Origin of the sequence: Flavobacterium araucananum (assembly GCF_002222055.1) — a bacterium.
GTDB classification, from domain to species: Bacteria; Bacteroidota; Bacteroidia; order Flavobacteriales; family Flavobacteriaceae; genus Flavobacterium; species Flavobacterium araucananum.
The window spans coordinates 92,306-115,838 of record NZ_MUGS01000044.1 but is presented as its reverse complement, the minus strand read 5'-3'; the positions used below and the strand labels follow the sequence as shown (position 1 = coordinate 115,838).

The following is a 23,533-nucleotide window of genomic DNA, read 5'->3' as shown; positions in this document are numbered from 1 at the left end:
TTACCAAGGAGCTCATTTTACTTCCTTGCAATTTCTATAGATAGGTTTCTGATAAAATAAATTGTGCTTTAAAATATCTGTTTAACCCCTGAACAGAACTTTACTCGACGTTTTTATTTTATTTTTAAATTGGCTAAGGACCTAAAAACTAGAAAATTAAGTATAAAATACTACATTTTAGTTCCCTGTTTAAAAGTTTTTTTAACATTTGTTTGATACTTAAAAATTAAATCAAAATACTGACTATCAATTACTTAAACACAAGATTAAGTAGTTTAAAAACCCTTATTTTACATCTTTTCAAAAAAAAATGCACAAATTTTTGGATTTTATTATATTAAAATTAACTTTGTCTATAGGATTAGTAGAGTATAAAAATATTTAAAACCATAAAGAATTATATTTTGAAAACAACCGAAAGCATATCGTATTACATTCTTCCTAAAAAATATACTTATAACACTTTTTGTTATATGTGCTTCTGTTGCTAATTCTCAGCAATTTTTTTCGTTTATATTCGATTCTCCTTTTACATCGAATTGATTTAAAAACGAACCTTTAAAAAAAACATCACAAGATTATTTACTGAAATTACAAAAGTCTGTTTGATACCTTAATTAGGTTCAAAAAGATCGTTGAAACTATATCTGCAAATTAAAAAGAAAACAACCAATAACTAAAAAAACTAAAATGAAAAAGATGCAAAGCTGTTGCTGTAAATAAAAAAAGCCATTTCTGCGGCAACAGAAATGGCGAGGCTTAAAGAACATTTATCACTAAATCAAGAATACCGGCAGAGAGTTGAAAAATCAACTTTCAAGGCGCCTTGTTAATTACTTAAAACCAGTACAAAGAAATGAAAAAAAATTTAAAAATATACTCATTCCTGTTTCTCTTGCTCCTATCGGCAGGAATTAATGCTCAAAATACGACACCTCTTATACAGTCTAAACTAGACGGAACTGTTGTAGACGATGTTACAAACCAACCCATTATTGGTGCTTCGGTTATTATAAAAGGTACAACTCACGGCGTTCAGACGGATGCCGAAGGAAAATTCTATTTTCAAACCGGACAAAAGTTTCCTTATACTTTAATTGTAACATATATAGGGTACAAAAAAGCTGAAATAATTGTTGAAAAAAATCCTGTAACGATCAATTTAAAAGAAGAACGTCAGGAATTAGACGAATTGGTAGTTGTAGGTTACGGTTCCCAAAAGCGAAAAGACATTACAGGATCTGTAGCTTCGGTTCCAAAAGCTAATTTAACTCAGGTTACTTCATCGGCAGATAACTTGTTGCGAGGTGCAATCGCAGGTGTGGTAGTCACACAAAGTTCGGGACGTCCCGGAGCCTCTTCGAGCGTTCGTATTAGAGGAGGAAACTCTATCACGGCAGGAAATGAGCCGCTTTATGTTGTAGATGGCATCCTGATTTACAACGACAATAACAACAGTACTGCCGGAGTTACAAATGCGGGTGCGACAGTCAATGTACTATCGACCATAAATCCCGGCGATATTGAGTCGATTGAAGTTCTGAAAGATGCATCGGCAACCGCTATTTACGGATCTCGTGGTGCCAATGGAGTTGTCATCATTACTACCAAAAAAGGGGTTAAAGGGCAAGATAATATTTCGTATCAGGGCTATTTTGGATTTCAGGATGTTTCAAAAAAATTAAACTTAATGAATGCCAGTCAATGGGCAAGCCTGCGTAATGATGTTCAGGCAAGTATTGGTCAGGCACCCTCTTTTACTGCTGCGCAAATCGAAGCCTTAAAAACTTCCGGAGGATACGACTGGCAGTCGGCTCTTTTTAGAACTGCTGCACCAATTCAAAATCATCAGTTGTCTTTTTCCGGTGGAGACGAGCGTTCCAGATATGCTATTTCTGCAGGTTATTTTCAACAGGACGGAATCGTAATTGCTTCTGATTTTAAAAGAATTTCGCTTCGTGCCAATTATGAAAGAAACTATTCTCAGAATTTTAAATTTGGCATAAATGCCAACTACAGTAATTCAATTTCTAATGGTACAGGAACCAATGGCGGTTCTGCTGCCGGAAGATCACCAAACCCATTGGTTGTTGCTTTGTATCAGCCGCCTGTAGTCCCTATTAAAAATGCAGACGGAAGTTATAATTTAACCAATAATCCGTATGCAACTGCTACTAATGGCGTTATACCAAACCCTATTAATGATTTGGTAAGTACCACAAATGAAACTAAAATTAACAGAATTCTGACCAGTTTATTTGGTGAGTACAAGATCACCAAAAAACTTACTGCAAAAGTATCGGTTAGTGGAGATGTCATCAATACCAAACAAAATTATTATGCCCCGGCAACGACTACAACCGGCGCAGGTACAAAAGGACTGGCTTCGGTTGGGGATCGATTGGTGAGTTCTGTATTGAATGAAAACACGCTGAATTACAATACTACTTTTGGCGAAAATCATAAGTTTTCGGCTCTGGGAGGATATACACTTCAATATACGCAAGGTGAGGTGGTTAATGCAGGAGCGCAAACTTTTGTAAATGATGCCAATACCTATAATGCTTTGCAAGATGGTGTTCCGGTAAAACCGTATAGTGATGCTTTCGAAAGTGTTTTAAAATCATGGTTAACGAGAATAAACTATTCTTATAAAGGAAAATACAACTTTACCTTATCTGCCCGTGCAGATGGTTCGTCAAGATTTGGATCAGAATCGCTTTGGGGTTATTTTCCTTCGGCAGGATTTTCATGGAATATTACCGACGAAGATTTTGCTAAAAACCTTAAAGGTGTAACCGAAGCTAAATTGAGAATTACTGCGGGAACAACCGGAAATCAGGAAATAGGAAATTACCTTTCTCTGGCTCAAATGGGTTCTGTAAATTATTCTTTTGGAGGAACATTATACACCGGACTTGCTCCTACCCGATTGGCAAATCCGGATTTGAAATGGGAAAAAACAAATCAATATAATGTTGGTTTAGACCTATCCTTATTAGACCGAAAAATAAACTTTGTATTTGATGTCTACTACAAAAAAACAAACGACTTATTGATCAGTGTTCCGGTACCGCTTACTTCCGGTTATGCCAGCGTACTACAAAATATTGGAGGTGTGGAGAATAAAGGTGTTGAAGTTGGTTTGGTCACTGAAAACATCAAAACAGAAAATTTCTCCTGGAATTCTAACATTGTCTTCTCTGCCAACAAAAACAAAGTAGTCTCAATAGGAAATGGAGTAGATCAGTTTTTTCCGGTAGTACCCAACGGATCTTTATTGCAACAACAACCTGTAACGGTAAAAGTAGGTTTACCCCTTGGAACTTTTTGGGGATACAGAACAAACGGAATATTCCAGACTCAGGAAGAAATTAATACACAACCCAAAATAAACAGTTTGGCCAACACAAAAATAGGAGACAGAAAATATGTAGATACCAATGGAGATGGTGTGATATCTGCTCTTGACAAAGGCAACCTGGGAAGCTCACAGCCTAAATTTGTGGCAAGTTTCAGCAACACAATTTCGTATCATGATTTTGACCTTAATTTCTCTTTTCAGGGATCTTACGGTGGTAAAATATTCAATGCTTTAAACCAACAATTAGAGATCTCTACTTTAGGAACAAATGCCAATGTAACGCTTGAAGATCGCTGGACACCAACTAATCCAAGTAATGAAATACCAAGAGCGACAAGCTCGCCACTTGGTATAGTATCAGAGCGTTATGTAGAAGATGCTTCTTTTGTAAGGCTAAAATTAATTACACTGGGATATACTTTACCTAAAAGCCTTTCTCAAAGACTTGGAGCAAAGAGCGTTAAATTCTATGTCTCTGCCGAAAACTTAATTACATGGACAAAATATACTGGTTATGATCCAGAAGTAAGTTCATACGAACAAAATAACTTATATCCGGGAATTGATTTTGGTTCTTATCCAAATTCCAGAACATTCACTTCCGGTCTGAACGTAACTTTCTAAGTAAAAAACATACACAATGAAAAAGATTATACTAACAATACTACTAAGTGCCGGTTTATTTGCATCCTGCACAGATCTGGAGGTAACACCTACCTCTTTTGTAACCGAAGATAATTACTTTAAAACCCAGGATGATGCCATAGCAAGCGTATCTGCTGTTTATGCTTCTTTAAGTCTGGATCCGGGAGAACAAAGTTTATTTGGCAGAAACCTTTATTTCCTGACAGATATGGGATCTGATTATGCCGCAGCCGGAGTATCAGCCACCAATCCGCAGGTAAGAGCTCTGAGCAGTTTGACTCATGATGCTACTTCTGATCGTGTTCAGGTAGCCTGGAGACAAATTTATGCAGGAATCAACAGAGCCAATGTTTCTATTGATAATATCCCAAAAGTAACAGGTACAGATGCCATAAAAAGCAGATTGATCCTTGAGGCAAAATTCATTAGGGCATTATTATACTTTCAGGCGGTTCGTCTTTGGGGCGGAGTTCCTATTGTTTTGCACGAACCAACTTCTATACAATTAGAAAGTTTAAAATCAAAAAGAGCTACCGTAGATGAAGTATACACGCAAATTATTACAGATCTGAAAGATGCCGAAAGTTTGCCGTCAACTTATGCTTCAACAGACGCCGGACGTGCAACATCCGGAGCAGCAAAAGCAATTTTAGCCAAAGTTTACCTAACGAGAAAAGATTATCCCAATGCCATTTTAAAAGCCAGAGAAGTCATCAATGGTGGTTACGGATATGCCCTTTTTGAAAGTTTTGCCGATATCTTTAACAAAACCAAAAAGAACGGAAAAGAACATATTTTCTCTGTTCAGTTTGAGGCAAACCAAGCCGGAAACGGATCAAGCGGAAGTACTTTTCAATCGACATCGTTTATAGGATATACCGCTACAGAACCAGCGGATATTATCTCAGACGTAGCCTTATTTTATGATATTTATGCTGCCGGAGATACCCGAAGAGATGTAAGTTATGCCAAAACAGTACCTATTGCAGGAACGGCAAACACCTATACTTTTCCAAAACCAATCTTTAAAAAATATATAGATTTTACCAATTTGGCAACACCGGGTAACGTAGCCATTAATTTTCCCATTATTCGGTATGCCGATATTCTACTGTCTCTGGCAGAAGCAATAAATGAGCAGGGAGCACCCACTCCGGAAGCTTATGAATTAATCAATCAGGTACGACGAAGAGCTTTTGCAAAACCAATTGCAACACCAGATGCAACAGTAGATCTCGCCGGCTTAACACAAACTACTTTTAGAGCTGCGATTCAGGAAGAACGCAAAAAAGAATTTGTACAGGAAGGACAACGCTGGTACGATCTGGTACGTTGGGGAACACTGGTTACCGAAGTAAAAAAAGTAACAGCAAAAAACTCTGTTTCAGAAAGAAATAATTTATATCCAATTCCGCAAAGCGAACGAAATATTGACCCGGTTGGGTTGCCACAAAATCCGGGTTATTAATAAAATGATTAAAAAACTGTTCATCCTCGCCCTATTGATTGTTGCACAATCTGAGCTATTGGCACAGAAAAAGCAACCTAATATCATCGTCATTTTGGCAGATGATCTAGGCTTCTCAGATATTGGTGCCTTTGGTTCAGAAATTAATACCCCAAACCTGAATAAGCTCGCCAAAAACGGGCTTATTATAAAGCAATTTTACAATGCAGGACGTTGCTGTCCTTCTCGTGCCTCATTGCTCACGGGTTTGTATCCGCATCAGGCGGGCGTTGGAGACATGGTTCAGGACAAAGGATTTCCGGCTTATCAGGGATATTTAAACGAGCATTGCATCACGATTGGGCAAGCACTAAAAAAGGCAGGATACAGTACTATAGTTTCTGGAAAATGGCATGTTGGTTTAGTACCATCAGCCTGGGCGGTTAACAGAGGATTTGATGATTCTTTTACATTACAAAACAACGGAAGCAGTTATTTTAACTCGCAACCTTTATACAACGACGGAAGAAAAGTTACTTTTTTGAAAGGAGATAAAGAAATTATTCGCACAGATACTGCTACTTATCTCACTCAGGAAATTACCAATTTTGCTATTAGTTCTTTAGAAAAACAGCACAATCAGCAAAAACCTTTTTTTCTTTATGTTGCTTATAATGCCCCACATTGGCCCATTCAGGCTTTGCCGGAAGATATTGCAAAATACAAAGGCAAATACCTTGAAGGTTGGGATAAATTGAGAGCAAGCCGTTTTAAAAAATTAAAAGAACTGGCAATCATTGATAAAAATTGGGATTTATCCAATCGTTTTGAAAAAGTACCCGATTGGGAAAAATTAAGCGCCGAAGAAAAAGAAAAATGGGATACGCGAATGGCAATTTACGCCGCTATGATCGATCGAATGGATGCAGGAATTGGAGAAATCCTCCAGAAAGTCAAATTGTTGGGAGAAGAAGATAATACCCTGATACTTTTTCTTTCGGATAATGGAGGAAGTGCCGATGATGTAAAAAACTGGAATTATGTTACTCAAAAAAACGGAACGCCAGGCTCAGTTGCATCAATTGACAGTTACGAAAGTCCTTGGGGAAACGTGAGCAACACGCCTTTTCAATTATTCAAAAAGAATACGAACGAAGGCGGAATTGCTTCTCCTTTTATTGCTTATTATCCCAAGCATATTAAAGCCGGAATAGTCAGTAACAGAGTAAGTCATGTGATTGATATTTTGCCCACTTGTCTGGAGTATGCCGGTATTGAATATCCGGAGAACTTTCAAGGAAAAAGTCTTACACCCTTAGAAGGAATTAGTTTAAAAAAAGAATTTGAAGGACAACAATCCAACACACATGAAGCCTTGTTTTGGGAACATGAAGGCAGCAAAGCAGTAAGAAAAGGTAATTGGAAGGCTGTAGCCGAAAACAATGAGCCTTGGGAATTGTACAATCTTGCTACTGACCGAACAGAAACAAAAAATGTAGCAAAATCAGAACCAAAACTGCTCCAAACCCTAATTGAATTACACCAGCAATGGTCTGTAAAAGTAGGTGTTGAAGATTGGAATAAAATAAAATAATTCGTTGGGTGTAAAATTCATAAATATTTTATTTAAACACATAGAAACATAGGTTTTTCCTTTTTTTAAAGAAGATTAAAATAAATGATACATCACTTACACATAGCTATGTGTATTTAAAGTAAGTGAAACGCCTTTTTTGAGTATATAAAATCTATGTTTCTATGTGTTAAAAAATTGCACACAACGAGTTGAAATAGCAGAGTTAAACAGTGATTACGCATTAAATAATTAAAAATTTAATCTAATGAAAAATTTCAAATTTAGCAGTACAATCAAAAGCTCGCAAAAAGGGCTTTTGATTACCGCATTGCTTGTTGCTCAAATTGGTTTTGCCCAGGAAAAACAAGATGCAAATTTTAAAGGAGTTATTGGTAAAACTCTGGCAGATTCTAAAGAATATTGGCCAGATCCGGTAAAAGCCCCTGTGGGTGCCCCCAATGTTATCTGGATTTTACTGGATGATGTAGGATTTGGAGCTTCAAGTGCTTTTGGAGGTCTGATAGAAACACCCACTTTTGATGCTCTTGCCAATAATGGTTTACGATACACCAATTTTCATACAACCGCTATTTGTGCGCCAACCCGTGCGGCTCTTTTAACCGGTAGAAATTCAGGAAGAGTACACGTAAGCGGATTTTCGCACACGATTTTATCCGCAGGTTTCCCGGGCTGGGATGGCAGAATTCCAGCGGACAAAGGAACAATTGCCGAAATTTTACGCGATAACGGCTACAATACCTTTGCCGTTGGTAAATATGGGGTAACTCCGGATGAAGATGCTACAGATGCAGGACCGTTTGACAGATGGCCAACCGGAAAAGGTTTCGACCATTTTTACGGATTCTTAGGTTCACAAACAGATCAGTACAATCCTGATTTAGTAGAAGATCAGGTACATATCAAATCTGACGGAAGGCATTTGAACGAATTAATTACAGATAAAGCGATTAGTTTTATTCAGAAACAACAAAAAGCAGCACCCGGAAAACCGTTCTTTTTGTATTATGCACCAGGCGCAGCACACGCACCTCATCAGGTAGCTACAAAATGGAGTGATCCGTACAAAGGCAAATTTGATGACGGCTGGGATGCTTACCGCGAAAAAGTAATTGCAAACCAAAAGAAATTAGGTGTGATTCCTGCCAATGCTGTATTACCGGAACGCAATCCGTTAATTACAGACTGGAAAAAACTAACTCCGGACCAAAAGAAAGTATATGCCCGTTTTATGGAAGTTTATGCCGGATTCCTGACCTATACAGATTATGAAGTAGGAAGAGTGGTTAATTATCTAAAAGAAACCAATCAACTGGATAATACCGTAATTTTTGTAGCAATTGGCGATAACGGAGCCAGTAAAGAAGGAACTACAGAAGGAACCATTAACCAGAGTTTGTTTTCGCAAGGAGGTTCTGACGACGAAAACCTGAAGAAAAACTTAGCCAATATTGACGAAATTGGTACGCCAAAAGGTCTAAATACCAATTATCCTTTAGGATGGGCACAAGCTACAAATGTACCGTTTAAGAACTGGAAACAAGATGCACAATCCGAAGGCGGAACACACAACCCATTGATTGTTTTTTATCCAAAAGGCATTAAAGAAAAAGGCGGAATCAGAAATCAATACAGCCACGTAACCGATTTATTGCCTACTACATTGGATATTGCCGGAATTAAAGCTCCGGAATATATCAAAAACGTAAAACAGGATATTATTCAGGGATCTTCTTTATATGCTTCTTTAAATGATGCCAAGGCAGAATCATTGCATAAAGTTCAGTACTACTACATTTTTGGAAACAGAGCGATTTATAAAGAGGGCTGGAAAGCCGGAGCAGCCCATTTGCCGGATTCATTTGCTGTTAAAAAAGCACTAGGCAAAAATGAAAAACCAGCCGAGAGCAATTTTGATACAGATGTTTGGGAGTTATACAACCTAAACGAAGATTTTAACGAGCGTAACAACCTTGCTAAAAAGTATCCTGAAAAATTGGCAGAGCTTCAAAAATTGTTTGATGAGCAAGCCAAAGAAAACAACGTTTACCCACTAATCGACTGGCAGGATGTGTACAACAGAAGAATACACAACACCGGCGCAGATAAAGGCAAAACACTTCAGGATTTAGTAAAACAAGTTACCAAACCCGGAAATACAGAAAACGCTGCAAAAACCGGAAGTTCTAATTAATATTGATTGTCACAACCTGCAAGGTTTTCAAAACCTTGCAGGTTTAATTCTCAGATATAGATTTCAACATGCCCACAAGGTTATGAAAACCTTGCAGAAAATCCATAAAAAAATAAATAATAACCCTTCAAAGCTATTAAACATGCTGCAAAAGGCATTTTTAGTGGTTCTGATATTAAAAAAGTAAAATTATGGCAGCAACAAAACCACTCCTCAAAAAAGGCGTTTTTGCCTTGATTCTTGTAGTAATTGCAGTAAGCTTTTATTACCTGACCATTTGGGCAACACCCTATTATGTGCAACATAAATTTGCCGAAAAAAGTCTGGGCGCTATCAATACTCCCCAATTTGGAGAGCAGCCCAATGCTGAAAACAGCAAAGTAATTCCGTTACCAAATCCTGATTTTTTGTATTCGACAATCAATTATGACCTGAACGAAAATGTATTGAAAATTTCAGGTATCGTTCCCGATTCAACCTATTGGTCCATCTCTGCCTATCAGGAAAACACCACTAACTTTTTTGTAGAAAACGAAGAAAAAATAAAAGCAAAATTCGAATACTATTTAGCACCGGAAGGAAGTACAGCCGAGGTTTTGAAAAATATTCCGAAAGAGAAAATCATCTACAGCCCAACAACCAAAGGATTGATTTTGTTTCGCTATTTAGTTTCAAAAGCCTATCCGGTAAAAACATTGGCCCAATTGCAGCACGGTGTTACGGTAGAGAAATTAGGGAAGTAAGCGTGAGCTTTATCATGGGACGCAGATGACACGGATTTGCTTTGCAAAGACGCTGATTTAAACGGATTTTTTTATTTTAATTCGAAAAAAAAGAGAGATCTCCGCTAGTAATTCGACAAAGAATATCCTAGCCCCGATAGAAGTGGAAATCCTTTTGTGGCGCTTCTTTAGAGACACAAAAGATTGAAACGAATAGCGGGATTAGCTCCTGAAAAAAACAAAACATTCAACTTAAAATCAAATAAAAATGGCTTTAAATCAAAAAATAAGAAAGATAGGTCTTGCAGTAGCATTGATCATTCTGGCAATCGTATTTGGGAGTGCCGTTGGTGTCTACAACATCAAATCCGGAAAAAGCGATTCGCAACGCATTATTGGCAATTGGCAAACGGTTGATAAAGACAAAGACCTTAACTCTGCCGATTTACTAACAATTGCACAAGTTGCCGTTTATGGACCTTATGCCCTGACCAAAAAAGAAGTCATCTACCTGAGCACTAATACAGACAGCGAGGGAAACACGATAGATCCAAAAGCTGATTATGTAATTAGCGGGAAAAAATTAGAGGCAAAATATTGGAGTATTACAGCCTACGACGAAAATGGTTTCCTGATTAAAAACCCAATCAACACCTACAGCTATAATCTGGAAACCGTAAAATATGAGGCAGACAGTACCTCGTATAAAATTAACCTCTCCGGCTCTGAGAAAAAAGAAAATTGGTTGCCTGTTAATAATGTCAGTAAGGCAAGTTTAATCATTCGTTTGTATTTACCATCAGATCAACTTCGGGACAATCTAACCGTAGAAGCGCTTCCAACCATTCAAAAAATAAAATAACAATCAAGACGTATTATAACAAATTTTGAAAAATCTTATAAATAAAACTCTACTAAATCTATAGAAATAGAAGTTTATTTTATTTATTTTTACATTTTACAAAATGCATTGATTTTCAATACCCTTATAAACATAAAATTATAAATCATGAAGAGAATAGACTTTGAAATTATAGGAAAAAAAATCATCGTTGGAGCGATTGTTTTTTTAGTTCCGCTGGTCATTTTGGCGGGAGGTTTAGCACTAATTAGTAAATTTTTAAAATAAAAAATCATGGCAATCATAAATCACAATTCAAGAAGTAGATTAACAAGAGATTTGAGCATCAGTTTGCTGATATATTCACTGCCTGTAGTGGCAATATTTCTTTATTTTAAGCTGTCAAATGGCGTTATAGCAGAGTCGCATCTTACTTTGCCGTCCTTTTTAGAATTTGCAAAACCCGCTTTCGAACACATCCGTACCTGGGGTTTAATTGCTTTCATGCTAATTTTGGGAGTTATAGAATTTGCCGCAGGTTTATATGATGATGACTGGACAGGTGAAGAACGCAAAATTGATATCGTTTGTTTCCTGGCACCAAAAGTACTTTTGCCACCGGTAATTGCTTTTTTTAGCTTAACAGCATTACCTTATTTAATTCCAAATTTGGCAAATTCGCTTTCATGGGTTCCGTTTTGGGGCGGATTTTTCCTTATCGCAATTGCCGATGATTTAACCCAATATTGGTACCATCGTTTGCACCATCAGGTACCGTTTTTATGGCGTTTTCACAGAACACACCATTCCGCACCGTATATGGGAATGGCAATGGCATCCAGACAAAACTTTATCTATACTGTTTTCTTTTCTCAAATTTACCTAACAGCTACTTTGACTTATTTAGGTTTAGGATTACCGGCTTTGTTTGTCCTGGTTATAAAAAGTTTTATCACTCTTGGCGCACACTCCAGTATTGCGTGGGACAAACCATTTTACAAATACAGAGCTTTACACCCGATTGCATGGGTTTTAGAACGCCTTATTTCTACTCCTGCAACACATCATGCCCATCATGCAGATACAAGTGGTGATGGTGTTGGACATTTTAAAGGAAACTTTGGAAACATGTTTTTTATCTGGGATATCATTTTTGGAACAGGTTTGATCACCCGTAAATTCCCTAAATCATACGGAATGAAATCGTACAAACAAGAAGAATGGTACGCACAATTTTTGTGGCCAATATTTAAATCTAAAAAAGAAGGAAGCGCTCTTGCCCAAGGAGTTCTGGCAGTACCAATAAAAGTAAACACCCAAAATGTTACGGCAAGTCCGGCTTTATACGAACAGGCTCAATCGTAAAGTCAGGAGGAGAAAAAATCAGATTTGTCAGCTTATTGTCAGATCCTGAAACTTCAAAACTTTAATGGAAGATTGGTATACTTTAAAATTAAAATCATGAAAAATAAAATATTTAAAAGCGGGATTACAACCCTGATCCTGCTTTTTACACTTACTGGTTTTTCGCAAGACAAAGGCGCCAGTAGCATTGTATTACTGGATGCTTTTTATTCGAAAATTAAAGCGCAGAAAAATCCACAAATAATTGATGCCAGAGGTCCTGAAGAATTTGCCTTAAACCATATCGAAGGTGCTTTGAATTTTAACCTTAAATCAGAAAACTACGAGAAAGCTGTAGCCGCTTTAAATCCGTCGCAACCTGTCTTTATTTATTCTATTGCAGCTTATCGAAGCGGACTTTTATCGACAGAATTAATCAAAAAAGGCTTCTCTGAAGTATATATTTTAGAAGGCGGAATTGCTGCCTGGATTGGTGGAGGAAAATCTTTTTACACCAACTTAAAAAGTAAATTAACACTTCCTGAATACAAAAAAATTATTGCCGATAATGAGTATGTTTTGGTAGACATTGGCTCAAAATATTGCGCTACCTGCAAAACCGTAAAACCAATTTTAGAAAACCTGAGAACCCAATACGGCGAAAAGCTAAAAATTGTTCAAATAGAATTAGAAGAAAGTCCACAGGTCATTGCCGACTTAAAAACGGTAAAGGTCTTCCCTACTTTGATCTTATATCAAAAAGGCAAAATTGTTTTCAAAAAAGACGGTTTGGGCGATTTGAAAAACGATGTTGATGTCGCTTTGGCTTTAAAATAAAAATTATGGCTTTATCCAAAACAAAAAAGATCATTCTCCCGATCGTTGTGCTACTTTTTCTACTGGCATTATTTTTATTCTGGCCTATCAATACAGATGGAACATTGATAAAACCGAACCAAAAATTACTGGAAGGAAAAGCAGCATTTCTGGCTGAAAAAGTTGCGACAGACAGTTCTTTCAAAAAACCAAATATCATTATTATTCTTGCCGATGATTTAGGAAAATATGATATCTCGTTATACGGAGGCAAGTCGACCCCAACACCACAAATAGATTCCCTGGCAGCCTCAGGAGTTACTTTTCAGGACGGTTATGTTTCGGCTTCTATTTGTTCGCCTTCGCGTGCCGGTATCTTAACGGGGCGTTATCAGGAACGATTTGGTCATGAATTTCAGCCCGGAGACCGATATCCAAAAAACAACCTCGAATATTATGGTTTCAAGTATTTGATCAATACCAATAATTGGAGATTAAATGACAAAATAAATTATCCAAACGAAGCCTCGATCGCCACGCAAGGTTTGCCACAATCTGAAATTACGTTTGCTGATCTTGCCAAAAAACAAGGTTACAGCACCGCAATTATCGGAAAATGGCATTTGGGGCACAACAAAGGTTTTTTTCCTTTAGACCGTGGTTTCGATTATCATTACGGATTTTATCAGGCATTTTCGCTCTATACGCCCGAAGATGATAATCCGGATATTATCAACCACCATCACAAAGATTTTACCGATAAAATGATTTGGGGAAATGGTCGTGTTGGCATTGGACAAATTCGTCGTGATACTACTATTATTCACAATAAAGCGTATCTGACCGAAACATTTGCTGACGAAGCCGAAGCTTTTATTGATAAAAATAAAACAAAACCATTTTTACTTTACGTTCCGTTTAATGCGCCGCACACACCATTTCAGGTTCGTAAAAAATACTACGATCGTTTCCCAAATGTAAAAGACGAAAACAAACGGGTATATTTTGCCATGATTAGCGCCCTGGACGATGCCGTTGGACGAATCAGGGCAAAAGTAAAAAAAGAAGGTCTGGAAGATAATACCCTTATCTTTTTTGCCAGCGACAACGGTGGTGCCGATTATACTTTTGCGACGACAAATGCACCTCTGAAAGCCGGAAAGTTTTCTCATTTTGAAGGCGGCGTCAATGTACCCTTTGCCTTGTCATGGAAAGGAAAAATAAAACCGCATACCATTTATAAAACTCCCGTAAGTACTCTGGATATTTTTAGTACAATTGCTGCCGCGATACATTCTGATTTGCCAAAAGACAGGGTCTATGATGGTGTAGATCTGGTTCGTACCGTCAACGAAAATAAAGAAGCACACAAAACTTTATACTGGCGTTCCGGCGATGCAAAAGCCATTAGAAGTGGTGATTGGAAATTAATCATTAGTGGAAAAACCCATGAAGAATGGCTCTATAATTTAGCGACAGATAAATCTGAAACCACAGATCTGGCTGCCAAAAACCCGGATAAAGTAAAAGAACTACACATTGCTTTGCAAAACTGGGAAAAAGGATTGGTAAAACCATTATGGCCCAACCTAACGCATTATGAATTTGATTTTGGCAAACAAAAATACTTTGTCGATTTGTAATCCTTCTGATATCCTAACAGGTTTTAAAAACCTGTTAGGTATTTAGTTTTAAAGAGATCAGATTTAATAATCTTTAATGCTTTAGCCAAATATAAAGCTTAGGCTAAAGCCAATATCAATTAGAAAACGATAACCTTCAACTGAAGTTGGAGGCTATTCAAAAAAAAAACTTTTAATAAACCAATATAAATACCTAGCAGGTTTTAAAAACCTGTTAGGAAAACAAATTAATAAAATTCAAATGTCAGCCCCAACCAAACAATTCAGCATTCACGAAGACTGGACCGTCGTTATTCTGGGATTTATAATAATTGGGATTTCCCTGTTTGTATTTCTTCCCGAAATTCCTGTATTCAAATGGTCAACCGGAACAAATTTATTCCATGATGTATTTGATTTCGAAAACCTGAAAATCCTCGGATTACAATTTATATATCTAATTGCTATAGGAACTCTGGGCGCTTTTTTGATTGGGAAATCAGTAAAAAACTTTTTATTGGGTTTTCCCATAGTTTATATCTTAACCATTCTTGCCCTGATCACTGCAGGAAATACAGCCGTAAAAGGATTGAATCTCGAAGCTGTAATTTTTAGTTTAATAATAGGTTTAGCCATTGGTAATTTTTTTAAACTTCCGGACTGGTTTCGATCAGCACTTTCTACAGAAGTATTTGTCAAGATAGGATTGGTTTTATTGGGAACCAGTGTTATCTTTTCGGACATCTTAAAAGCAGGTTCTTTAGGATTAATACAGGCTTTGGTAGTGGTTTTATCCGTTTGGTACTTTGCTTTCTGGTTGTGCAAAAAACTAAAAGTCGACGACGAATTGACCATGATGATTGCGAGTGCCGTTTCGATTTGTGGCGTTTCTGCCGCTATTGCGACCTCTGGAGCGATCAAAGGCGACTCAAAAAAACTGTCGTATGTTATTTCGATTGTTCTGGTAACCGCAATTCCTATGATGATTTTTATGCCTATGATTGCCAAATATTTCAACTTTCCCGAAGAAGTTACCGGAGCCTGGTTAGGCGGCAGTATCGATACCTCTGGTGCCGTTGTAGCATCTGGATCTTTGGTTGGCGAAACGGCCTTGAAAATTAGTACAATTGTAAAATTCTCCCAGAATGTATTGTTGGGCATTGCCGCTTTTGCAATATCTGTTTATTGGACTTATACCCACAACAAATCAGCCGAAGTTATAGAAGCAAAACCTACATTGAGCGTTATTTGGGAGCGTTTCCCAAAGTTTGTCATTGGCTTTATTGCTGCATCGTTACTGTTTTCTTTTATACTTAGCCCGGAAGTTCGGGATGGAGTAAAAGACAGCCTAAAAAACCTTCAGGGTATATGGTTTGCCCTGGCATTTACGAGTATTGGTCTCGAAACCAAATTCAAAGATTTGCTTGGCAATGATACTAGAAAACCGTTGTATGCTTTTTTGATCGCACAATTATTCAATGTATATGTTACGCTCATTATTGCCTTTTTACTGTTTAGTAAATAAGCTTTTTTTTAACACATAGAAACCTAACTTTTAGCATACACACAATATCAGTTACAATGAAAAAAACAATTATTACATTAAATCTTCTACTGTCTGTAGTTGTCTTAAATGCACAAAACAAAACGGTTCCGGAAACTTCAAAACCCAATATTATTTTGATTTTGGTTGATGATATGGGCTATTCTGATTTAGGAAATTATGGTTCAGAAATTAAAACCCCTAATCTGGACAAATTGGCCAACGAAGGTTTACGCTTACGTGAATTTTATAACAATTCTATTTGTGCCCCAACCCGCGGTTCTTTGTTAACGGGACAATATCAGCACAAAGCCGGAATGGGATTTTTTGATGTCAACTTAGGTTTGCCGGCTTATCAGGGATATCTAAACAAAGAATCTTTGACCTTAGGAGAAGTTTTCCGTTCGGGCGGTTACAGCACTTTGCTTTCAGGAAAGTGGCACGTAGGTTCTGAAGATCAGTCGCAATGGCCCAATCAGAGAGGTTTTGATAAATTTTACGGAATCTTAAAAGGTGCATCGAATTATTTTGATACCAAACCTTTACCATTTGGAAAAACACCTTATCCTGTAAAACTAATTCGCAATAATGAAGAACTGCATCCAAAAGATGATTCGTATTATTTTACAGATGAAATCGGAAATAATGCAGTGACTTTTTTAGACGAACAAAACAAAGAAAACAAACCCTTCTTTTTATACTTAGCCTTTACAGCGCCACACTGGCCGTTGCAGGCAAAACCAATTGACATTGCCAAATATCGAGGAAAATTTGATGAAGGCTGGGACATTCTACGAGAAAAAAGAATCGCAAAACTAAAGGCAAACGGAATTTTACCGGCAGATCAAACAGTCTCTGCAAGAGATCCTGAAGTCCCGGAATGGAGCAAATTATCGTATGATGAAAAACAATTCTGGAAAGCCAAAATGGAAGTTTATGCCGCAATGGTCGATAATATGGACCAAAATGTGGGGAAAGTTCTGGAAAAATTAAAAGCTTTAAAGAAAGATAAAAACACGCTTATTATTTTTATTTCAGACAATGGTGCGCAAGGCGGTTTTAATACTTACAATCCGTTAGGGAGAGGTTTGGTTCGCAATGACGGACCTGTAGGAACATCCGGATCGTTTGATTATCAGGAACAAAACTGGGCCTATTTGTCTAATACGCCATTGCAACAATATAAAAATAATATGCACGAAGGTGGCTTCAGTTCTCCGTTTATTGCCTGGTTTCCATCAAAAATAAAAGCAGGAAGAATCGATAAAGGAACCGGACATATTATTGACCTTGCTCCTACTTTTTATGAATTGGCAGGAATAGAATATCCAAAAGAATATAATGGCGTAAACTCAAATCCGTTACCGGGAAAAAGTTTGTTGCCCGTTTTATTCGATAATGTTTCTGAAGTAAACAGAGGCGCACCTTTGTTTTGGGAAAGAGCCGGAAACAGAGCCGTAAGAGAGGGAAAATGGAAATTAGTCTCGATCTACCCTTCATACGAATGGGAACTTTATAACATTGATATTGATCGTGGCGAAACAACCAATGTCGCACAACAAAATCCCGGAATTGTAAACAAACTTTCGGCTGCTTATTTTGATTGGGCAGATAAAACCGGAGTGGTAGAATACAGTAAATTCAAATTAAAAACGGAGGTAATGCCCGGCGGAGCTCCGCTAAAAAAATAATGGAACACGAGTTGCACGAATTGACACAGATTAGTTTGTCGAATTAATTTTGCAAACTTAAGTTAGGCATTAAAACTAGTGTCAATTCGTTCAATTCGTGTTTCCTTTTTATTCTTATACTCAGATCGTAGTTTTTAACACTTATTTTTCTGTCTTTTTTATTTGCTCCAAATAAAGCTTCAAACTATTGAAAATCAAAATATTAAACACCTTAAACAAACACTCTATAAGTCTTTCCCTCCTACTTTATTAAATAAAAATTAAAAAACATTTGGTTTTTACCATATTAAATTTAACTTTGTCTATAGAATTAGTAGAGTTTAAAATTAAAAGAACTACATCTTGAAAACAACTGCAAGCATAACATCTTATATTCTTCCTGAAAAATATACTTGTAACACTTTTTGTTATATGTGCTTCTGTTGTTAATTTCCCCATACCCTTTTCGTTTATAATTGGCTTTCATTTATAGCATCTGAATTAAAATAACGAATTCATCTACCCTTCAAAGGTCTTTTACTGAATACTACAGAATCATTTTGCTGCATTTTATTGCATCAAAAGGGATTATCACGCATAAAAACAAATCATCCCAAACAATAACCAATTATGAATTCATTTTATCAAGAAATAGCAAATAACCACCAGAGTCTATTGATCCTTCCTCAAAAAAAGGTAATTCATCAATTTATTGAAGATTTATTCTCTGTTTTATTTTCGAATACTTCAAAACGTTTTGGAGATTTATCCATTATCAAAAACAAATTTGAAGTTTTAGAAAAGCAATTTAATGAAATCATAATTGACTATTCTTCCAGGAAAGACGACAGTTTCGAGCAAACTAAACTATTTTTTGAAGCATTGCCGGATTTGTATAAAAAAACGTTGAACGATGCCGATACTATTTTTACTAAAGATCCTGCTGCCAAATCTATAGAAGAAGTACTTTATGCTTATCCCGGTTTTTTTGCAATAGCAATTTATCGTTTTTCGCATCAAATATGGAAACAGGATCTAAAACTTTTGGCACGAACTTTTTCAGAATATGCGCATATTAAAACCAGCATTGAGATTCATCCCGGCGCACAAATAGGCAATGATTTTGCCATTGATCACGGAACCGGAATTGTTATAGGCGAAACTACCATTATTGGCGATAATGTACAAATATATCAAGGCGTTACGCTTGGTGCTTTGAGTGTAAAAAAAGAGGAAGCTTTTATAAAAAGGCATCCTACAATCGAGAATAATGTTATTATTTATTCTAACAGCACTATTCTGGGCGGTCAAACCGTAGTGGGCAGGGATTCAATTATTGGAGGCAATGTCTGGCTTACCTACACCGTTCCGTCAAACTCTGTCGTGTATCATAAAAATGAAATCAAAGTAAAGGACAACAATCCGTTTCCTGAACCTATTTTTTATACGATTTAAGATGAATTTAAATCAGATAAGTAATATTAAGAGCATATAAAAGAGTTTTTAAAGTGGTTAATCTAGCCTATTTAATAAAAATAGATTGCAATAGTTTACAACTAAAATGAACTTACATCACTTATAGGCTTTATAAAAAAACATCATGAAATATCAAAATATATTAGAAACCATAGGAAACACACCTCACGTAAAACTGAACAAAATTTTCTCTGATCGTCAGGTTTGGATAAAAATAGAAAAGTCTAATCCGGGGGCAAGCATCAAAGACAGAATTGCATTGGCGATGATTGAAGATGCAGAGCAAAAAGGGCTTTTAAATCCGGATTCGATCATTATAGAACCTACTTCGGGAAATACGGGAATCGGGCTTTCATTGGTTGCTGCGGTAAAAGGATACAAAGTTATTCTGGTTATGCCGGAATCGATGAGTATCGAAAGGCGTAAAATTATGAATGCGTATGGTGCCCAATTTGTTTTGACACCCAGAGAAAAAGGAACTTCGGGAGCTGTAGAAAAGGCAAAAGAACTGGCACTTTTGACCCCTAATTCATTTTTACCGTCACAATTTACAAATCCTGCAAATGTCGAAATTCATGAGAAAACAACCGCTCAGGAAATTTTAAAAGATTTTCCGGAAGGCATCGATTACCTCATCACGGGAGTTGGAACGGGCGGACACATTACGGGAGTTTCAAAAATTTTGAAGCAACATTTCCCTAATCTTAAAACCTATGCTGTCGAGCCTGCATTATCGCCGGTTTTAAGCGGAGGTTCTCCTGCCCCACACCCTATTCAGGGTATTGGAGCCGGATTTATTCCCGAAGTTTTCAATAGGGATTACGTCGATCTGGTGATTCCCGTAGAAAAAGAAGACGCTTTTTATTTTGCTAAAAGACTAACAAAAGAAGAAGGCATTTTTGCCGGTATTTCGACAGGCGCATCATTGGCAGCGATCTCAAAAGAAATCCATAAAATCCCAAAAGATGCCGTTGTATTGACTTTTAATTATGATACGGGCGAAAGATATCTTTCAGTCGATGCCTTATTTGATCCGCTTTCATAAACTGTAATTCAACAAATTATCATTTATTTCACAGTAAAATAAACCGCTTTTATTTCCTATTTTTTTATTTTTAATATAAATTTACTTAGAAGCATTTTTAACCAAAAATAATTAACATTAAAACCACTAAGCCATGGCTGAAACAAAACAACAACAGACAGCATTAGGAGATGTTGCAGCAAGACAATTAGCGATTGCAACACGTACGGTTCCTCAAATTGGGACAATTTCACCTCGTTGGTTAACGCATCTTTTGCATTGGACACCTGTAGAATCCGGTGTATTTCGTTTGAATAAAGTAAAAGACGGAAGCCATATCGAAGTAGATTGTTCTGCACGTGACGAAAGAGTTTTACCAAATACTTTTGTCGATTATATCGATAATCCAAGAGAATATAATCTTGCGGCTGTTCAAACTATTGTAGACGTACACACTCGTGTTTCTGACTTGTACAGCAAACCATACAACCAAATTTCTGAACAACTTCGTCTGGCGATCGAAACGATCAAAGAACGTCAGGAAAGCGAATTAATCAACAATAAAGATTACGGTTTATTAAGCAATGTTGCACCATCGCAAATTATTAAAACCAGAACGGGTGCACCAACTCCGGACGATTTAGACGAATTATTGACAAAAGTATGGAAAGAACCGGGGTTTTTCCTGTTGCATCCTTTAGCCATTGCTGCTTTTGGTCGCGAATGTACCCGTCGTGGTGTTCCGCCACCTACAACCTCTTTGTTTGGATCTCAGTTTTTGACCTGGAGAGGTATTCCGCTAATTCCATCAGATAAATTGCCTATAAAAGACGGAAAATCAAAAATTATCTTATTGCGCACAGGCGAAAGTCGTCAGGGTGTTATTGGGTTAATTCAACCGGGATTACAAGGCGAGCAATCACCTGGATTATCTGTTCGTTTTATGGGAATAAATGAAAAAGCAATTGCATCTTATTTAGTGTCTCTTTATTGTTCATTGGCCATATTAGTAGATGACGCCATCGCTGTTCTTGAAGATGTAGAAATAGCAAAGTACCATGAGTATAAATATTAACAACGACGGTTTACCCAACATTGATGATTTGCAGCTTTTGGCCAACGAATTGTTCAAGACATTGCCTAATGAGTTTCCTAAGGAAGTCTCGTTAAGTCCGGATCACAAGGAACATCCTCGTGCTACAAAAATTGCAGAAACTTTGTTGAATGCCGGGAACTTAAGCAGGAACAACGCGACACCACTTCAATCACAAAATGTAGCAACTACGCCTTCCGGCCTGCCTGCATTTAGCGGTTTTGGAGCATCGCCAACTGTTGCCAATTACGGTTCAGGAGCTTCGGCTTTATATCCTAATGCCGGAGCGGGATTTGACCCTCAAGGTGAAGTTTCTCCGTTAGGAATTCCACACGGAAATAATGTGAATGTCAACAATCCGCAAACAGGATTTCACGATACAAATTTTAAAAATGGCGGAACAGCGCAATTGAATGAAGAAACGTTTTTTTCGAAATTGCCCTTAAACAATCAGTATCTGCCTTTTCAAACGGAGAGTTCTTCTTTTGAAACCGAATTAAAAGCTGCGTTAGCTTTTGTTGATACACAATTTACAAAACGTATTGATTTTCCGTTAAACGGAAATGAAACAACAAATTCGTATTATTTTTTAGAACAAAATCCGTTTGCTTTAGATCAAAGAAATCCCAATTTGCAAGTAGGAAATACTTTTGAACTGCAAGAATTTAGTCTATTGACAGGTTCTCATTTTGATGCTAATCTCATAAAAAAAGATTTTCCCATTTTAAGAGAAACAGTAAATGGTAAACCTTTGGTCTGGTTTGATAATGCTGCCACAACTCAAAAACCACAATCGGTTATTGATCGTATCGCTTATTTTTACGAACACGAAAATTCGAATATTCACCGTGCTGCACATGAACTGGCAGCTCGCGCATCTGATGCTTATGAAGCGGCCCGCGAAAAAGTAAAAGCATTTCTGAATGCTTCATCTGTAAACGAAATTGTATTTGTTCGCGGTGCTACAGAAGGTATTAATCTTGTGGCACAAAGCTGGGGCGATCATAATTTGGTTGCCGGAGACGAAATCATTGTCAGTAATCTGGAGCATCATGCAAATATTGTTCCCTGGAAACGACTGGCAGATAAAAAAGGTTTAAAACTTCGTGTAATTCCTGTAGATGACGATGGACAAATTTTACTGGATGAATATGCAAAACTGCTAAATTCGAAAACCCGCCTGGTTGCTTTTACCCAAGTTTCGAATGCATTAGGAACGGTTACTCCTGCAAAAAGAATGGTTGAAATGGCACATGCTGCCGGTGCAAAAGTTTTAATCGACGGAGCACAATCTGTTTCGCACATGAAAGTCGATGTTCAGGATTTAAATCCGGATTGGCTTGTTTTTTCCGGACATAAACTTTTTGGCCCAACCGGAATTGGCGCTTTGTATGGAAAAGAAGATTTGCTAAACGAAATGGAACCGTATCAGGCTGGCGGAAACATGATTCAGGATGTAACTTTTGAAGAAATCAAATACCACAAAGCACCCAATCGTTTCGAAGCCGGAACAGGCAATATTGCTGATGCCATTGGTCTTGGAGCTGCCATCGATTATGTTACAAAACTAGGTATCGATGCTATTGGGCAATACGAGCATCAATTGCTGGAATATGCGACAAAGTTGCTAAAAGAAATTCCGGGTGTTCGATTGATTGGTACAGCTGCCAATAAAGCAAGCGTACTTTCTTTTAATTTACAAGGTTATACAAACGATCAGGTTGGCCAGGCTTTAAATAAAGAAGGGGTTGCAGTAAGAACCGGACATCATTGTGCACAGCCTATTTTGCGAAGAATGGGAGTCGAAACTACTGTTCGTCCGTCTTTGGCTTTTTATAATACCACTCAGGATGTCGATACTTTTATAAAAACTTTATGGGAACTTAAAAAAGTTAGATTCTAAAATAATTCGGGAGAAGTATTTTTGTAAATCTTCTCCCCCACATAATTACTTTTTTTGATATTTTAAGTAATTATAACCAAAAGCGATTGTTCTTGAACAGTCGCTTTTTTTAGTTAAAAATGAACTTTATTTTGCATGATAATCAAACAATACAAATAAACACCTGCAATACAAGCCGTATAAATGTTAAAACATTATTATAAATCCAGCATAAAACGCAAAACAATTACATTAT

The 23,533-nt window shown here is 37.1% G+C and carries 15 protein-coding genes; all 15 read left to right on the top strand.

Annotation, left to right across the window (positions count from 1 at the left end):
* Positions 1–856: 856 nt before the first annotated feature.
* The 15 genes from B0A64_RS18850 (at position 857) to B0A64_RS18780 (ending at position 23,298) form a co-directional block, all read left to right on the top strand.
* A complete protein-coding gene (locus tag B0A64_RS18850) occupies positions 857–3,988 on the top strand; it encodes a SusC/RagA family TonB-linked outer membrane protein (RefSeq protein ID WP_089481048.1) in 3,132 nt (1,043 codons plus the stop codon).
* A gap of 16 nt (positions 3,989–4,004) precedes the next feature.
* Positions 4,005–5,477: a RagB/SusD family nutrient uptake outer membrane protein gene (locus B0A64_RS18845; protein WP_089481047.1), complete on the top strand. Its 1,473-nt coding sequence runs from the start codon at positions 4,005–4,007 to the stop codon at positions 5,475–5,477.
* Positions 5,478–5,481: 4 nt separating this feature from the next.
* Positions 5,482–7,050 carry an arylsulfatase gene (locus B0A64_RS18840; RefSeq protein ID WP_089481046.1) on the top strand — a complete coding sequence of 523 codons (1,569 nt, stop codon included), beginning with the start codon at positions 5,482–5,484 and terminating at the stop codon, positions 7,048–7,050.
* A gap of 247 nt (positions 7,051–7,297) precedes the next feature.
* Positions 7,298–9,244 (top strand): arylsulfatase, encoded by a 1,947-nt coding sequence (locus tag B0A64_RS18835; protein ID WP_089481045.1) that lies wholly within the window; start codon positions 7,298–7,300, stop codon positions 9,242–9,244.
* Positions 9,245–9,435: 191 nt separating this feature from the next.
* Positions 9,436–9,987 (top strand): DUF1254 domain-containing protein, encoded by a 552-nt coding sequence (locus B0A64_RS18830; protein WP_089481044.1) that lies wholly within the window; start codon positions 9,436–9,438, stop codon positions 9,985–9,987.
* Between the two features lie 247 nt (positions 9,988–10,234).
* A complete protein-coding gene (locus B0A64_RS18825) occupies positions 10,235–10,828 on the top strand; it encodes a DUF1214 domain-containing protein (protein ID WP_089481043.1) in 594 nt (197 codons plus the stop codon).
* Positions 10,829–11,101: 273 nt separating this feature from the next.
* Complete coding sequence (locus tag B0A64_RS18820; protein WP_089481042.1) at positions 11,102–12,172, top strand: sterol desaturase family protein; 1,071 nt, start codon at positions 11,102–11,104, stop codon at positions 12,170–12,172.
* Positions 12,173–12,268: 96 nt separating this feature from the next.
* Positions 12,269–12,988, top strand: a complete 720-nt coding sequence (locus B0A64_RS18815) for a rhodanese-like domain-containing protein (protein WP_089481041.1) — start codon at positions 12,269–12,271, stop codon at positions 12,986–12,988.
* A gap of 5 nt (positions 12,989–12,993) precedes the next feature.
* On the top strand, positions 12,994–14,610 hold the full coding sequence (locus tag B0A64_RS18810; protein WP_089481040.1) for a sulfatase-like hydrolase/transferase: 1,617 nt from the start codon (positions 12,994–12,996) through the stop codon (positions 14,608–14,610).
* A 241-nt stretch (positions 14,611–14,851) separates the two neighbouring features.
* On the top strand, positions 14,852–16,114 hold the full coding sequence (locus tag B0A64_RS18805; RefSeq protein WP_089481039.1) for a YeiH family protein: 1,263 nt from the start codon (positions 14,852–14,854) through the stop codon (positions 16,112–16,114).
* 56 nt (positions 16,115–16,170) lie between these two features.
* Positions 16,171–17,823, top strand: coding sequence for an arylsulfatase (locus B0A64_RS18800; RefSeq protein WP_089481038.1), 1,653 nt, complete (start codon positions 16,171–16,173; stop codon positions 17,821–17,823).
* Positions 17,824–18,432: 609 nt separating this feature from the next.
* Positions 18,433–19,257 carry a serine O-acetyltransferase gene (locus B0A64_RS18795; RefSeq protein ID WP_089481037.1) on the top strand — a complete coding sequence of 275 codons (825 nt, stop codon included), beginning with the start codon at positions 18,433–18,435 and terminating at the stop codon, positions 19,255–19,257.
* A gap of 145 nt (positions 19,258–19,402) precedes the next feature.
* Positions 19,403–20,323 (top strand): cysteine synthase A, encoded by a 921-nt coding sequence (gene cysK, locus B0A64_RS18790; RefSeq protein ID WP_089481036.1) that lies wholly within the window; start codon positions 19,403–19,405, stop codon positions 20,321–20,323.
* Between the two features lie 133 nt (positions 20,324–20,456).
* The gene (locus B0A64_RS18785; RefSeq protein ID WP_089481035.1) at positions 20,457–21,377 is read left to right on the top strand and encodes a family 2A encapsulin nanocompartment shell protein; all 921 of its coding nucleotides are present in this window, start codon (positions 20,457–20,459) and stop codon (positions 21,375–21,377) included.
* Positions 21,361–23,298 carry a family 2A encapsulin nanocompartment cargo protein cysteine desulfurase gene (locus B0A64_RS18780; RefSeq protein WP_089481034.1) on the top strand — a complete coding sequence of 646 codons (1,938 nt, stop codon included), beginning with the start codon at positions 21,361–21,363 and terminating at the stop codon, positions 23,296–23,298. Before B0A64_RS18785 ends, B0A64_RS18780 begins: the two co-directional genes overlap by 17 nt.
* Positions 23,299–23,533: the final 235 nt, after the last annotated feature.

Bases quoted from the DNA above. Each gene is read 5' to 3' on its own strand.
- B0A64_RS18785 (WP_089481035.1), top strand. From the start codon at position 20,457: ATGGCTGAAACAAAACAACAACAGACAGCATTAGGAGATGTTGCAGCA.
- B0A64_RS18845 (WP_089481047.1), top strand. From the start codon at position 4,005: ATGAAAAAGATTATACTAACAATACTACTAAGTGCCGGTTTATTTGCA.
- B0A64_RS18820 (WP_089481042.1), top strand. From the start codon at position 11,102: ATGGCAATCATAAATCACAATTCAAGAAGTAGATTAACAAGAGATTTG.
- B0A64_RS18805 (WP_089481039.1), top strand. From the start codon at position 14,852: ATGTCAGCCCCAACCAAACAATTCAGCATTCACGAAGACTGGACCGTC.
- B0A64_RS18810 (WP_089481040.1), top strand. From the start codon at position 12,994: ATGGCTTTATCCAAAACAAAAAAGATCATTCTCCCGATCGTTGTGCTA.
- B0A64_RS18835 (WP_089481045.1), top strand. From the start codon at position 7,298: ATGAAAAATTTCAAATTTAGCAGTACAATCAAAAGCTCGCAAAAAGGG.
- B0A64_RS18815 (WP_089481041.1), top strand. From the start codon at position 12,269: ATGAAAAATAAAATATTTAAAAGCGGGATTACAACCCTGATCCTGCTT.
- B0A64_RS18795 (WP_089481037.1), top strand. From the start codon at position 18,433: ATGAATTCATTTTATCAAGAAATAGCAAATAACCACCAGAGTCTATTG.
- cysK (WP_089481036.1), top strand. From the start codon at position 19,403: ATGAAATATCAAAATATATTAGAAACCATAGGAAACACACCTCACGTA.
- B0A64_RS18840 (WP_089481046.1), top strand. From the start codon at position 5,482: ATGATTAAAAAACTGTTCATCCTCGCCCTATTGATTGTTGCACAATCT.
- B0A64_RS18780 (WP_089481034.1), top strand. From the start codon at position 21,361: ATGAGTATAAATATTAACAACGACGGTTTACCCAACATTGATGATTTG.
- B0A64_RS18825 (WP_089481043.1), top strand. From the start codon at position 10,235: ATGGCTTTAAATCAAAAAATAAGAAAGATAGGTCTTGCAGTAGCATTG.
- B0A64_RS18830 (WP_089481044.1), top strand. From the start codon at position 9,436: ATGGCAGCAACAAAACCACTCCTCAAAAAAGGCGTTTTTGCCTTGATT.
- B0A64_RS18800 (WP_089481038.1), top strand. From the start codon at position 16,171: ATGAAAAAAACAATTATTACATTAAATCTTCTACTGTCTGTAGTTGTC.
- B0A64_RS18850 (WP_089481048.1), top strand. From the start codon at position 857: ATGAAAAAAAATTTAAAAATATACTCATTCCTGTTTCTCTTGCTCCTA.